This window comes from Streptomyces sp. A3M-1-3, from assembly GCF_024213665.1.
Lineage (GTDB): Bacteria > Actinomycetota > Actinomycetes > Streptomycetales > Streptomycetaceae > Streptomyces.
The window spans coordinates 186,942-199,247 of the sequence record NZ_JANAVP010000003.1 but is presented as its reverse complement, the minus strand read 5'-3'; the positions used below and the strand labels follow the sequence as shown (position 1 = coordinate 199,247).

Sequence of the window (12,306 nt, the reverse complement as noted above, 5' to 3'; positions counted from 1 at the left end):
CCACAGGCACAGGCACCGAGGCGGGTAAGTTACCCATAACGCGCAAACCGGGAGCAAGTCGCATGGGTGACTGGTGGTACCGCAACATCATCGAGCCGGGGAAGCTCCCGCTCCTCCTCGCCCTGCTCTCGTTCGTCCTGTCGTTCCTGGTGACCCGTACCATCACCCGGCTGATCCGGGCCGGGAAGGGGCCGTTCAGGAACATCTCGCCGGGCGGGCTGCACGTCCACCATGTCGTGCCCGGCGTCATCCTGACGGTCATCGGCGGGTTCGGGGCGGTCGGCAGCGGCCGGAACAGTCTCGGGGCCATGCTGTCCGCCGTGCTCTTCGGGCTCGGCGCGGGGCTGGTGCTGGACGAGTTCGCGCTCATCCTCCATCTCGACGACGTCTACTGGAGCGAACAGGGCCGTAAGAGCGTCGAAGTCGTGGTGCTCACCGTCGCCCTGGTGACCCTGATCCTCGCCGGCTTCCTGCCCTTCGGCGTCAACGAACTGACCGCCCAGGAGCGGCAGAGCCGCGGCGCGGTCATGATGAACATCGCGCTCAACTTCTTCTTCGCCCTGCTCGCGCTGGGCAAGGGCAAACCGCGTACCGCAATTCTCGGCACGGTCATCCCGTTCGTGGCCCTGATCGGGGCGGTCCGGCTCGCCCGGCCCGGCTCCCCGTGGGCGAAGCGGTTCTACCGCAACCGCCCCCAGGCCCGCGCCAGGGCCGGGCTGCGCGCGTTCCATCACGACCGGCGCTGGGCGGTCCCGCGCCGCAGGTTTCAGGACCTCATCGGTGGCGCGCCCGACTCGGAGACGACGGCGGCCGAGGAGCGTCGCTGACGCTGTCTGGCGCGGCGCGCCGCGGAGATCCCGCACAGCACCAGCACCGCGGCGATCGCCGCCAGGTGCTCCTTGCCGGCGAGGTTGTTCTTGACCAGCACCTCCACGATCATGAGCACGATCACCAGGGCGCCGGTGACGTACGCTCGGTAGCGCCAGCTCACGAAGACGGCGAGGCCGACGACGGCCGCGGACGGGCCGGTGTCGACCACCTGTGCGTCGGAGGCGGGCAGGCCGAGGAAGCCGTCGGGTCCCAGCGCGATGCCGACGCGCGCGTACAGGGTCCCGGCCAGCGTCGCCAGGTAACCGATCGCCAGCGTGCGCCACCAGCCGATGCAGATCTCCGCGATGCCGAACACCAGCAGTACCTGCGCGAGCGCGCCCCACACCGGCAGATCGAGGGCGGGTACGAACAGCGAGAGCGGGGTGCGCAGCAGCGCGAGCCACAGCGGGTCGTCCGCCCTGACCGAGCCGATGTTCTGAACCGGCTGATAGCCCCAGGACTGGTTCTGTACGACCTGGAAGGACGCCGTCAGGCAGACGGCGACCAGGGTGATGGGAATGGCCCGCCACTTCTGCGCGGCGAGCGCGTTGCGGACGGTCCAGTAGAGCCGTCCCCACTCCCGGCGGGTGGCCCGGCGCAGGCCGGAGCGGTTCATCGCTTTGTCTCCAGGTGCTTGCGGTGCAGCCACTTGGGCAGTCCCGGCGCTTCGAGGAAGCCCTCGGCGCGGCCCGCGGCGAGTCCGATGCGCAGCAGGTCGCTGCTCTTCTCGAAGAGCATGAAACGGGGCTCCCAGATCGGCCGGTATTTGGCATTGGCGCGGTACAGCGACTCGATCTGCCACCAGCGGGAGAAGAAGCTGAGCAGCGAGTGCCACAGCCTCAGCACGGGGCCCGCGCCGAGCTTGGAGCCACGTTCGAAGACCGACCTGAACATCGCGAAGTTGAGCGAGACCTGAGTGATCCCGATCTCTCCGGCGCGCTGGAGGAGTTCGATCACCATGAACTCCATCAGGCCGTTCTCGGAGTCCCGGTCACGCCGCATCAGATCGAGGGACAGGCCCTCGGGGCCCCATGGCACAAAGCTCAGCACCGCACGCAGCTCGCCCTGGGCATCGGTGCATTCGAGCATCACGCACCGCCCGTCGGCCGGATCGCCGAGCCGCCCCAGCGCCATCGAGAAGCCGCGCTCGGTCGCGCCGTCGCGCCAGTCGTCCGCGCGCCGCAGCAGCTCCGCCATCTCGTCGGCGGGGATGTCCTCGTGGCGGCGGATACGGACCTCGTAGCCGGCCCGCTTGACCCGGTTGTACGCCTGCCGGACGGTCCGCATCGCCCGCCCGTCCAGGGTGAAGTCCGCGGTCTCCACGATCGCCTCGTCGCCGAGCTCCAGCGCGTCCATGCCGTGCCGCGCGTAGATCACGCCGGCCTCCTCGCTCGCGCCCATCACGGCCGGGATCCAGCCGTGCTCGCGGGCCTCGGCCAGCCAGGGCTCGATGGCGCCGGGCCATGCCTCGGGGTCGCCGATGGGGTCGCCGGAGGCGAGCGAGACGCCGCCGACGACGCGGTACGTGACGGCGGCCTTGCCGGTGGGCGACCAGAGGGCGCTCTTCTCGCGGCGCAGCGCGAAGTAGCCGAGCGAGTCGCGCTCGCCCTGCTTGTCGAGGAGCGCGCGCAGTTTCGCCTCGTCGTCCTCGGTGATCGGATCGACGGCCCGGCGGGAGCGGAAGGCGGCGTACAGCACGGCGAGGAGCAGCAGGGTGGACAGGACGTTGATGGTGACGTCGACCCAGCCGGGGGAGGTGATCCCGGGGTAGGCGGAGTCGTCGGTGGCCAGCGAGACCAGCCGCATCACGCCGTACCGCCAGCGGTCCATGAAGGACGCCCGGTAGTCGTCCTCGGCGGTGTTGGTGATGCCGACCAGCAGCGCGGCGGCGAGCGAGGTGACGAGCAGGCCGAAGAACGCGACGGCGGCGGCGAGTCTGGGGTTGGAGCGGTCACCCTTCGCATAGAACTCCCGGCGGCCGAGCAGCAGGGAGGCGACGAAGGCCGCGGTCAGGGCCAGCGAGATCCAGTTCTGCGGGTACTGGCGGATCTCCGGGAAGAACATGGCGAAGACGAAGAGCAGCACGAAGAGCCCGCCGAGCACGAGATTGAGGATCCAGGCGGCGCGCTTGCGGCGGCGCATGGTGATCGCCAGGAAGAGTGTGAAGGCGCCGGAGGCGAAGCCCGCGGTCAGCAGGTACGGGGTGAAGTAGTTCTCGGTGTTGTGCCGTCGGAGGTCCTGGCCGAAGGAGACCCAGACGGCACTGAGGAAGTTGATGAACGCCACGACGCGCAGGTACCAGACGGCGAACGCCGCGCTACGCCGCGACCGGGCGGTGCTCCGGCCGGTCTCTTCGGTAGCCAAACGGACTTCTCCCATGAAAAGCGATGATATGGGGCATCGCATGCCATGGAGGGTGAGCGAGGGCGCGGCCGGGTCAGGGCCGCACCCCGGGAAACTCAGTCCGTACGCAGGAACTCAGTCCGTACGCTCAGGCAGCTCAGGCAGCTCAGGCAGCTCAGGCAGCTCAGGCAGCTCGGCCGCGAGTGCGGCGGCCGCCTGGACGAGGGGAAGTGCCAGCAACGCCCCGGTTCCTTCGCCCACCGTGACGCCGTGGTCGAGCAGCGGGTTGAGTGCCATCCGGTCCAGGGCCTTCGCCTGCCCCGGCTCGCCGCTCGTCTGGCCCGCCAGCCACCAGTCCGGCGCCCGGAACGCCGCCCGCTGCGCCACCAGCGCACACGCCGCGGAGACGACGCCGTCGAGGATCACCGGGGTACGGCGCACCGCGCACTGCAGCAGGAAACCGGTGGTCGCCGCCAGATCCGCGCCGCCCACTGCGGCCAGCAGCTCCAGCTGGTCGCCGAGGACCGGCCGGGCCCGGCGCAGCGAGTCGCGCACGGCCGCGCACTTGCGCATCCAGGCCAGGTCGTCGATGGGCGAGCCGCCGCGGCCGGTGACCACGGACGCGTCCGTGCCGCACAGTGCGGCGATCAGGGTGGCCGCGGGGGTGGTACCGCCGACGCTCAGATCGCCGAGGACGACCAGGTCGGTGCCGGAGTCCGCCTCCTCGTCCGCGATGGCCATGCCGAGCCGTACGGCCTCCTCGGCCTCCTCCACCGTCAGCGCGTCCTCGACATCGATCCGCCCCGAGCCGCGCCGCACCCGGTGGCGTACCACCTCGTCGGGCAGCAGATCAGGGTCGCAGTCCAGGCCGGCGTCCACGATCCGTACCGGAACGCCGAGCCGCCGGGCCAGTACGGAGACGGCGCTCGCGCCGTCGAGCACGCCACGAACCAGCTCGTGCGCGCCCCCGGCGGGACGGGCCGAGACGCCCAGTTCCGCCACCCCGTGATCGCCCGCGAACAGCACCACGCGGGGCCGCTCGATGGCCCGGACCGGTACGGACGCCTGCGCGGCCGACAGCCACTCGCCCAGCTCGTCGAGCCGGCCGAGCGAGCCGGGCGGCACGGCCAGCCGCTCCCGGCGTTCCTCGGCGTCACGCCGTACACCACCGTCGGGGCGTTCGATCAGATCGGAGAAGTCGTCGAGATTCAGCCTGCTCATCTCCCGAACAGTACCGGCACCCCAACCACCCGCCGGGGCCCGCCCGTCCCCTTGTCCGGTCAGCCGCGCAGCAGCAGCGCCTGACCCGCGACGACCAGCAGCACCTGCTCGCACTCGCCGGCCACTTTCGCGTTGAGGCGGCCCAGTTCGTCGCGGAAGCGGCGGCCCGAAGCGGTCGCGGGCACCACGCCGGAGCCGACCTCGTTGCTCACCGCGACGACGGTACGACGGGTCGCGCGCACCGCCGCGACCAGCGCGCCCATCCGCTCCTGCAGCTCCCGTTCGCCGCCCCTCGCCCACCTGGCGTCGTCCCAGGCCCCGGCCCGGTCCATCGCGTCGGTGAGCCACAGCGCGAGGCAGTCGATGAGCAGCGGCGGCCCGTCCCCGGCCAGCAGCGGTACGAGATCGCACGTCTCGACGGTCCGCCAGGAGCCCGGCCGGCGCTCGCGGTGCGTGCTGACCCGGGCGGCCCACTCGGCGTCGCCGTCCCGGCTGCCGCCGGTCGCCACGTACACCACCTCCGGGAACGCGGCGAGCCGCCGCTCCGCCTCGAACGACTTGCCCGAGCGCGCCCCGCCCAGCACCAGCGTGCGGCGCGGCAGATCGGGCACCGCGTGGTACTCGCCGACCACGACGGTCGTCCCGTCGGGCACCGCCCGCGCACCCGAGGCCGCCAGTTGGCGCTGAAGTTCCGCGCCCGGCGGCACGTCGTGGTCGAGATGCACGGCGATCACATCGGTCGTCGGGCCGACGGCACCGTTGGCGCGCAGCCGGGCGAGCGCGTCCGGGCGCCCGGTGACATCGCCGAGCACCATGTCGTACGGCGTGGGCGGACCGTTGCCCTCCGCCCCGGCGGGCGCGCTGCCCGGCGGGAGGTACAGCAGCCGCTCCCCGTCGGGCCCGGTCACCTCGTACCCGGTGCCCGGCGAGTCCATCGCCACCGCCCGCACCCGGTGTCCGCTGATCAGCGCCAGCTCCCGCCCGTCGGGCACCCGCCCGGCGGCCGGCAGCCCCACCGGCAGCTCGAGGGCCGGCCCGCCGTGCGGGTGGCTGAGCAGTACATGCCGTACACCGGCGAGAGAGTGCCCGGCCCGGGCGGCGGCGAGGGCGGCCCCCGGGGTGAGGTCGAGGAGCAGCGCGCCGTCCACGAGAAGTGCGGTGGCGGCGCGCGCCCGGCTGCCCAGCGACACCGCACAGGCGGCGCAGGGGCAGTCGGGACGCGGCAGCCCGTTGGGGGCCCCGGTGCCGAGGAGAGTCAGTTCCACGCGACGATCCTCCCGCGTCACCGCGGCTGGTGCGCGCCCGGCTACTCTGCGGGCAGGCTGTGATGACGAAGTGGCCGGACCCAGGAGGCGACATGGCGTGGACGTGGCGGTTCGAGAAGTCCGACGGGACGGAGACGGAACCGGCGGTACAGCCGGAGGAGTTCACCACCCAGGGAGACGCGGAGTCCTGGATCGGTGAGGTCTGGAAGGACCTCGTCGAGGGCGGTGCGGACCAGGTGTCCCTGTTCGAGGACGGCGCGAAGGTCTACGGCCCGATGAGCCTGCACGCCGAGAACGCCTGACGAACCCCCGACGTACCCGACGTAAGAGAGCCACGCCCGTCGCTCCCGCCAGGGGACGGCGGGCGTGGCCGTGCGCCGGGGGCCGGGGGCGTGCGTGCCGGGGGCCGATCACGGGGTGGCGGCGAGGAACTGAGTGGCCGCCAGCTCGCCGTACAGCGGATCGCCCGCCACCAGCTCGGCGTGGGTGCCCACCGCCCGCACCTTTCCCGCCTCCATCACCACGATCCGGTCCGCCGGCGTCACCGTGGACAGCCGGTGCGCCACCACCAGCACCGTCGTGTCCCGCGCGGCCTCCGCCACCACATCGCGCAGCGCCATCTCGTTGACCGCGTCGAGCTGGGAGGTCGCCTCGTCGAGCAACAGCAGCCGGGGCCGGCGCAGCAGCGCCCGCGCGATCGCCACCCGCTGGCGCTCACCGCCGGACAGCTTCGAGCCGCGGTGGCCGACGACCGTCTCGCTGTGGTCACGCCGGACAGGACGCACGCAGCGCCCCTTACGCCTGACTCAGCCGCGCACTCCGCAGAGATGGATCAGTGCGGCGACCCGGCGGTACGGATCGGTGCGCCCGGCCCGGTCCTCCGCGGCCAGCAGTTGCTCCAGCTCCTCGGCCGCCGGAAGCTCGGCGTCGCCGGCCGCGGTGTCACTGAACACCCGCACCCCGTACCAGGCATGCAGCGGGGCGCCGATACCGGCGAGCGTCTTGGTCAGCGCGTCCAGCCGGTCCGCGCGGACCTCCAGGCCCAGGCGGTTGGTGTACGCGTCGGTGTCGAACGCGGCGAGCGCCGTCGGCCAGTCCCCGGACAGGCCCGGCCGCATCGCGAGCGCGTCGGCGTTCCGTACCAGCAGGGACAGCAGACCGCCGGGGGCCAGCATCCGGGCCAGGCCCGCGAGCATCGCGTCCGGCTCCTGTACGTACATCAGAACGCCGTGGCAGAGCACGACGTCGAAGCTGCCCGGCAGGAAGTGCACCCCGGTGTCCCGGCCGTCGCCCTCGATCAGCCGCACGCGCTCGCGGATGCCCGCCGGCTCACCGGCCAGCGCGTCACGCGCCGCGTTCAGCATGTCCGGGTCCGACTCCAGCCCGGTCACCTTGTGTCCGGCCCGGGCCAGCCGCAGCGCCTGAGTGCCCTGCCCCATACCGACGTCGAGGACCCGCAGCCGCTGCCCGACCGGGAAGCGTGCCGCGAGCTGCTCGTCGACCTGGCGGGCGACGAGCTCCTGACGGACGGTGTTGCGCAGTCCGCCCACGCCCTTGAGCCATGCGGAGGAAGCGCCTTCGAAGCCGGCGCCCCCGGAGAAGGCTGTACTCAGGGCCGCTCTCCGCGCTTGACCTGCGGCTTCGGCAGACGCAGCCGGCGCATCTGGAGCGTACGCATCAGGCCGTAGGCGACGGCGCCGCGCTTGGGCTCGTTCGGGAAGCGCTCGGCGAGCTGCTTCTTGAGCCGGAGCCAGATGCCGATCGAGTCGATGACGATCATGATGATGACGCCGAGCCAGAGCAGCAGCGCGATGTTCTGGATGTTGGACATCCGGATCATGCTGAGGACCAGGATCACCACCGCGAGCGGCAGGAAGAACTCGGCGATGCAGAAGCGCGAGTCGACGAAGTCACGCACGAAACGGCGCACCGGGCCCTTGTCGCGGGCCGGCAGATAGCGCTCGTCACCGCTCGCGAGTGCTTCGCGCTGCCGGGCGAGGTCGGCACGGCGGCGCTCCCGCGCACGCTTCGCGTCCTCCTTGCGGTTGCCTGTAGAGGCCACCACGGAACGGCGCTGCGTCTGGGCGACGCTGCGCTTCGGCGTGGGGCGGCCCTTGGGGGCCTGCGGGTCACGGGGCTGCTTGGAGAGGTCCGGCGCCACCTTGGCGGTGGGGGCGGGCCTCTCTTCCTTGGAACGGCTACGGAACACAGAACCAAGGGTACGGGGTGGCGGGCATGGACCCCACCCCCGCGGGGAACGATCGGGCAACGTCACGCGTCGTAATGGGGGCAGAGCGGACGTGGCCGGGAGTTTCCCTGAGCGACACCTACTCCGTACGCCTGAGGACGCCCGTCAACAGTCGTCCTGGAGGAGGAGCGCATCCGCGCTCGAACAGTGCGGTAATGGAGGCAGGGCCCGTACTGTGGGTTCTGTTGGAGTGCTGGAGCCGGAGTCCGTCAGAAGGGGGCGCGCGAAGCCCATGAGCGGTGTCATGAAGCGTATGGGGATGATCTTCCGCGCGAAGGCAAACAAGGCCCTTGACCGGGCCGAGGATCCGCGCGAGACCCTCGATTACTCGTACCAGAAGCAGCTGGAGCTGCTTCAGAAGGTACGCCGTGGAGTCGCCGACGTGGCGACCTCCCGCAAGCGCCTCGAACTGCAGCTCAACCAGCTGCAGGGCCAGTCGACCAAGCTGGAGGACCAGGGCCGCAAGGCGCTGGCCCTGGGCCGCGAGGACCTGGCGCGCGAGGCGCTGTCCCGCCGGGCCGCGCTGCAGCAGCAGGTCACGGACCTGGAGACGCAGCACCAGACGCTGCAGGGCGAGGAGGAGAAGCTCACCCTGGCCGCTCAGCGCCTCCAGGCCAAGGTCGACGCCTTCCGTACCAAGAAGGAGACCATCAAGGCCACGTACACCGCCGCGCAGGCGCAGACCCGGATCGGCGAGGCGTTCTCCGGTATCTCCGAGGAGATGGGCGACGTCGGCCTGGCGATCCAGCGGGCCGAGGACAAGACCGCCCAGCTCCAGGCACGGGCCGGCGCGATCGACGAGCTGATGGCCTCCGGCGCCCTGGACGACCCGTCCGGGATGGCGAAGGACGACATCGCCGCCGAGCTGGACCGCATCTCCGGTGGTACTGATGTAGAGCTGGAGCTGCAGCGGATGAAGGCCGAGCTCGCGGGCGGCTCCGCGCCGAAGCAGGCCATCGAAGGCGGCGCCGACCCGCAGGACGCCGCGCAGCAGTCGCCGACCCAGCACAAGTTCGACAAGCAGTAGTCCCCGCGCCTCACGAAGGAGAGCGTCGTGATCGTACGGATCATGGGGGAGGGGCAGGTGAGCCTGGCCGACAGCCACCTCACCGAACTCAACAAGCTGGACGACGAGCTGCTCGCCGAGATGGAGAGCGGTGACCAGCCCGGCTTCCGGCGCACCCTGAACGCACTGCTCGACAAGGTGCGCGAACTGGGCGAACCCCTGCCGGACGCGGCCCTGGAGCCGTCCGATCTGATCCTGCCCGCGCCTGAGGCGACGCTCGAAGAGGTCCGCGAGATGCTGAGCGACGACGGCCTCATCCCCGGCTGACCACAACCCACCCTCCAACACCCACTGCCCCGCCCCCACGCACCATAGGGAGCGGGGCAGCGCGCTGCGGGGCCCCCGGGGCGGGGAGGGGAAATCCTGCCGGGCCCCGTCCCGTCGCAGGCTGGTTCTGGGGTGGCGGGGTACGCCGTACCGTTGCTTGACGTGACGACCACCTTCGGACCGGGCCTGGCCCGCACGCGGCACCGGCTGCGCGACTATCCGCTCGCGCTCGACGCCGCCCTCGCGCTCGCCGTGCTTGTCGCGATGACCGTCGGATCGTTCGCCGACCCGCACGGACCGCACGGCCCGACCTTCGGCACCCGCACCCCCGACGCCCTCAGCCTCGCGCTGATGGTCCTGGGCGCGGTCGCGCTGATCTTCCGCCGCCGCCGTCCCATGGCCGTGCTCGCGGCCACCGGCGCCGTCTCCCTCGTCGAGCTGATCACCGGTGAGCCGCGCGCCCCGGTCGCGATGTGCGCCGTCGTCGCCCTCTACACCGTGGCCTCCCGCACCGACCGCCCCACCACCTGGCGGGTCGGCCTGCTGACCATGACCGGCCTGACCGGGGCGGCGATGCTCGCCGGCCCACTGCCCTGGTACGCCCAGGAAAACCTCGGCATCTTCGCGTGGACCGGCATGGCCGCCGCCGCGGGCGACGCCGTCCGCAGCCGGCGCGCCTTCATCGACGCCATCCGCGAACGAGCCGAACGCGCCGAGCGGACCCGCGAGGAGGAGGCCCGCCGCCGCGTCGCCGAGGAGCGGCTGCGCATCGCCCGCGACCTGCACGACGTCGTCGCCCACCACATCGCCCTGGTCAACGTCCAGGCCGGGGTGGCCGCCCATGTCATGGACAAGCGCCCGGACCAGGCCAAGGAGGCGCTCGCCCATGTGCGCGAGGCCAGCCGCTCGGCCCTGAACGAACTCCGCGCCACCGTCGGCCTGCTGCGCCAGTCCGGCGACCCGGAGGCGCCGACCGAACCGGCGCCGGGACTCGCCGTCCTCGACGCGCTGGTGGACACCTTCCGGCACGCGGGCCTCCCGGTGGAGGTGGCCCGCAGCGAGGACGGCCCGCTCCCCGCGGCCGTCGACCTGGCCGCGTACCGGGTGATCCAGGAGGCGCTGACCAACGTGCAGAAGCACGCCGGAGCCGGAGCGAAGGCGGAGGTCAGCGTCGTACGGGTCGGCTCCTGCGTCGAGGTCACCGTCCTGGACAACGGCAATGGCAACGGCAACGGCGACCGCACGGGCACGGGTACGGACGCCCGGCCCCCGGAGGACGGCGGCGGCCACGGGCTGATGGGCATGCGCGAACGGGCCACCGCCCTCGGCGGCAGCTGCTCGGCCGGTCCCCGCTACGGCGGCGGCTTTCGCGTACAGGCGATACTGCCGGTCAAGGCCCGCACGGGGTCGGGGGAGGAACAATGACGATCAGGGTGCTGCTCGCCGACGACCAGGCGCTGCTGCGCAGTGCGTTCAAGGTGCTGGTGAACTCCGAACCCGACATGGAGGTCGTCGGCGAGGCGTCCGACGGCGCCGAGGCCGTACTGCTCGCACGCTCCGAGCGGGCGGACGTCGTCCTGATGGACATCCGGATGCCGGGTACGGACGGCCTCGCCGCCACCCGGCTGATCAGCGCCGATCCGGCCCTCGCGGAAGTACGCGTCGTGATGCTGACGACCTTCGAGGTCGACGAGTACGTGGTGCAGTCGCTGCGCGCGGGCGCCTCCGGCTTTCTCGGCAAGGGCGCGGAGCCGGAGGAGCTGCTGGGCGCCATCCGCATCGCCGCGGCGGGCGAGGCGCTGCTCTCCCCGGTGGCGACCAAGGGCCTGATCGCGACGTTTTTGAAGCAAGGAGGGGGCCTGGCGCAGGGCGGCGGTTCGGACGGCGACGGCGACCAGGGCCGCGCGCACTCCGAGCGGCTGGCCGCGCTGACCGTCCGCGAGCGCGAGGTCCTCGTCCTGGTCGCGGGCGGGCACTCCAACGACGAGATCGCGCGGCGCCTGGAGGTCAGCCCGCTCACCGTCAAGACGCATGTGAACCGGGCGATGGCGAAGCTCGGCGCCCGGGACCGGGCCCAGCTGGTGGTCGTCGCCTACGAATCGGGCCTGGTACGTCCAAGGGTGGAGTGAGCGCCCACCCCCGTACTCCAGCCGCGGTATACGCCGCATAAGGAAAGAGACCTGGGAGCGAGGAATCCCCCTTCCCGGTGGCCGAAGGTAGAGACGGGCGCTTACTGCGCGCCCCTCCTGCCTCGTAAGCCACAGAAGAGAGACCCTCCCATGTCCTGGCTGTCCAGATTCAGCCTCGCGCAACGGGCCTTGATCGGGCTGATCTCGATCGTCGCGCTCGTCTTCGGTGCCATCCCTGATCTTCGAAGGAATCTCGGCCTTCAGGCGGGGCGTTTCTGGTTCTCGATGTCGTCCTTCACGACACCGAGGGGCGCGCCGCCGCAGGACCCGGCGAGTAGCTGGATCAGAACCGGCCGTGCATGATCGCCCGGTCACCCCGGCTGTGTACTGACGCACCCCCCGGATTCATCCGGGGGGAGGAGTCACCGCGATCGTCTTCATGCTGCTGGTGGCGACGTTCCGTTCGCTCATCCAGCCGCTGATCCTGCTGGTCTCGATCCCGTTCGCTGCGACGGGAGCCATCGGCCTCCTCGTCGTCACGGGCACCCCGATGGGCGTCCCGGCGATGATCGGCATGCTGATGCTCATCGGCATCGTGGTCACCAACGCGATCGTGCTGATCGACCTGATCAACCAGTACCGGGTGCAGGGGTGGTGGTGATCGGCGGCCTGATCACGTCGACCCTGCTCACGCTCCTGCTGGTCCCGACGCTGTACGCGATGGTGGAACTCCGCAAGGACCGCCGCCGCACCAAGCGCGAGGCCAGGCGACGCACAGCGTGCCGGACGCCAAGCCGGACCTGGCCAAGGTCTGACCACGCCGGTCCGACCCGCCGCATGACGAAGGGGCGCCCCTCCAAGAGGAGCATGAGGGGCGCCCCTTTCGCGTAAACCGAG

General features: G+C 71.6%; 13 protein-coding genes and 2 pseudogenes. 8 read left to right on the top strand and 7 right to left on the bottom strand.

Annotated elements, in window-relative coordinates; translation table 11 throughout:
* The first annotated feature begins 62 nt into the window (after positions 1-62).
* Positions 63-827 carry a hypothetical protein gene (locus NLX86_RS04610; RefSeq protein ID WP_254370274.1) on the top strand — a complete coding sequence of 255 codons (765 nt, stop codon included), beginning with the start codon at positions 63-65 and terminating at the stop codon, positions 825-827.
* Here the strand turns inward: NLX86_RS04610 and NLX86_RS04605 are convergent.
* The 4 genes from NLX86_RS04605 to NLX86_RS04590 form a co-directional block, all read right to left on the bottom strand.
* On the bottom strand, positions 767-1,486 hold the full coding sequence (locus NLX86_RS04605; protein ID WP_254370273.1) for a hypothetical protein: 720 nt from the start codon (positions 1,484-1,486) through the stop codon (positions 767-769). The genes NLX86_RS04610 and NLX86_RS04605 overlap by 61 nt on opposite strands.
* Positions 1,483-3,249 carry a phosphatidylglycerol lysyltransferase domain-containing protein gene (locus NLX86_RS04600; protein WP_254370272.1) on the bottom strand — a complete coding sequence of 589 codons (1,767 nt, stop codon included), beginning with the start codon at positions 3,247-3,249 and terminating at the stop codon, positions 1,483-1,485. The genes NLX86_RS04605 and NLX86_RS04600 overlap by 4 nt, the downstream gene beginning before the upstream one ends.
* A 99-nt stretch (positions 3,250-3,348) precedes the next feature.
* Complete coding sequence (cobT, locus tag NLX86_RS04595; protein WP_254370406.1) at positions 3,349-4,425, bottom strand: nicotinate-nucleotide--dimethylbenzimidazole phosphoribosyltransferase; 1,077 nt, start codon at positions 4,423-4,425, stop codon at positions 3,349-3,351.
* A 68-nt stretch (positions 4,426-4,493) separates the two neighbouring features.
* A complete protein-coding gene (locus NLX86_RS04590) occupies positions 4,494-5,699 on the bottom strand; it encodes a bifunctional adenosylcobinamide kinase/adenosylcobinamide-phosphate guanylyltransferase (protein WP_254370271.1) in 1,206 nt (401 codons plus the stop codon).
* 92 nt (positions 5,700-5,791) lie between these two features.
* Here NLX86_RS04590 and NLX86_RS04585 point away from each other — a divergent pair, with 92 nt between their 5' ends.
* Positions 5,792-6,001: a hypothetical protein gene (locus NLX86_RS04585; protein WP_254370270.1), complete on the top strand. Its 210-nt coding sequence runs from the start codon at positions 5,792-5,794 to the stop codon at positions 5,999-6,001.
* Positions 6,002-6,109: 108 nt separating this feature from the next.
* Here NLX86_RS04585 and NLX86_RS04580 read toward each other — a convergent pair.
* The 3 genes and pseudogenes from NLX86_RS04580 to NLX86_RS04570 form a co-directional block, all read right to left on the bottom strand.
* Positions 6,110-6,457 (bottom strand): annotated as a pseudogene (locus NLX86_RS04580) (ATP-binding cassette domain-containing protein); the annotation flags it as partial.
* 48 nt (positions 6,458-6,505) lie between these two features.
* Positions 6,506-7,249, bottom strand: a complete 744-nt coding sequence (locus tag NLX86_RS04575) for a methyltransferase domain-containing protein (protein WP_254370269.1) — start codon at positions 7,247-7,249, stop codon at positions 6,506-6,508.
* A gap of 59 nt (positions 7,250-7,308) precedes the next feature.
* Entirely contained in the window at positions 7,309-7,908 is a 600-nt protein-coding gene (locus NLX86_RS04570; RefSeq protein WP_254370268.1) for a DUF3043 domain-containing protein, read from the bottom strand.
* Positions 7,909-8,179: 271 nt separating this feature from the next.
* Here NLX86_RS04570 and NLX86_RS04565 point away from each other — a divergent pair, with 271 nt between their 5' ends.
* From NLX86_RS04565 to NLX86_RS04540, 6 genes and pseudogenes are all read left to right on the top strand, one after another.
* Positions 8,180-8,974, top strand: coding sequence for a PspA/IM30 family protein (locus NLX86_RS04565; RefSeq protein WP_254370267.1), 795 nt, complete (start codon positions 8,180-8,182; stop codon positions 8,972-8,974).
* Positions 8,975-9,001: 27 nt separating this feature from the next.
* Positions 9,002-9,280 (top strand): hypothetical protein, encoded by a 279-nt coding sequence (locus NLX86_RS04560; RefSeq protein WP_254370266.1) that lies wholly within the window; start codon positions 9,002-9,004, stop codon positions 9,278-9,280.
* A 153-nt stretch (positions 9,281-9,433) separates the two neighbouring features.
* Positions 9,434-10,705, top strand: a complete 1,272-nt coding sequence (locus NLX86_RS04555; protein WP_254370265.1) for a sensor histidine kinase — start codon at positions 9,434-9,436, stop codon at positions 10,703-10,705.
* Positions 10,702-11,409: a response regulator transcription factor gene (locus NLX86_RS04550; RefSeq protein ID WP_254370264.1), complete on the top strand. Its 708-nt coding sequence runs from the start codon at positions 10,702-10,704 to the stop codon at positions 11,407-11,409. Before NLX86_RS04555 ends, NLX86_RS04550 begins: the two co-directional genes overlap by 4 nt.
* A 150-nt stretch (positions 11,410-11,559) precedes the next feature.
* Positions 11,560-11,772 (top strand): hypothetical protein, encoded by a 213-nt coding sequence (locus NLX86_RS04545; protein ID WP_254370263.1) that lies wholly within the window; start codon positions 11,560-11,562, stop codon positions 11,770-11,772.
* 64 nt (positions 11,773-11,836) lie between these two features.
* Positions 11,837-12,300, top strand: a pseudogene (locus tag NLX86_RS04540) (efflux RND transporter permease subunit); the annotation flags it as partial.
* Positions 12,301-12,306 lie beyond the last annotated feature (6 nt).

Excerpts from the sequence above, each read along its gene's own strand:
- NLX86_RS04610 (WP_254370274.1), top strand. The coding sequence starts at position 63 with ATGGGTGACTGGTGGTACCGCAACATCATCGAGCCGGGGAAGCTCCCG.
- NLX86_RS04605 (WP_254370273.1), bottom strand. The coding sequence starts at position 1,486 with ATGAACCGCTCCGGCCTGCGCCGGGCCACCCGCCGGGAGTGGGGACGG.
- NLX86_RS04600 (WP_254370272.1), bottom strand. The coding sequence starts at position 3,249 with ATGGGAGAAGTCCGTTTGGCTACCGAAGAGACCGGCCGGAGCACCGCC.
- NLX86_RS04585 (WP_254370270.1), top strand. The coding sequence starts at position 5,792 with ATGGCGTGGACGTGGCGGTTCGAGAAGTCCGACGGGACGGAGACGGAA.
- NLX86_RS04565 (WP_254370267.1), top strand. The coding sequence starts at position 8,180 with ATGAGCGGTGTCATGAAGCGTATGGGGATGATCTTCCGCGCGAAGGCA.
- NLX86_RS04550 (WP_254370264.1), top strand. The coding sequence starts at position 10,702 with ATGACGATCAGGGTGCTGCTCGCCGACGACCAGGCGCTGCTGCGCAGT.
- NLX86_RS04545 (WP_254370263.1), top strand. The coding sequence starts at position 11,560 with ATGTCCTGGCTGTCCAGATTCAGCCTCGCGCAACGGGCCTTGATCGGG.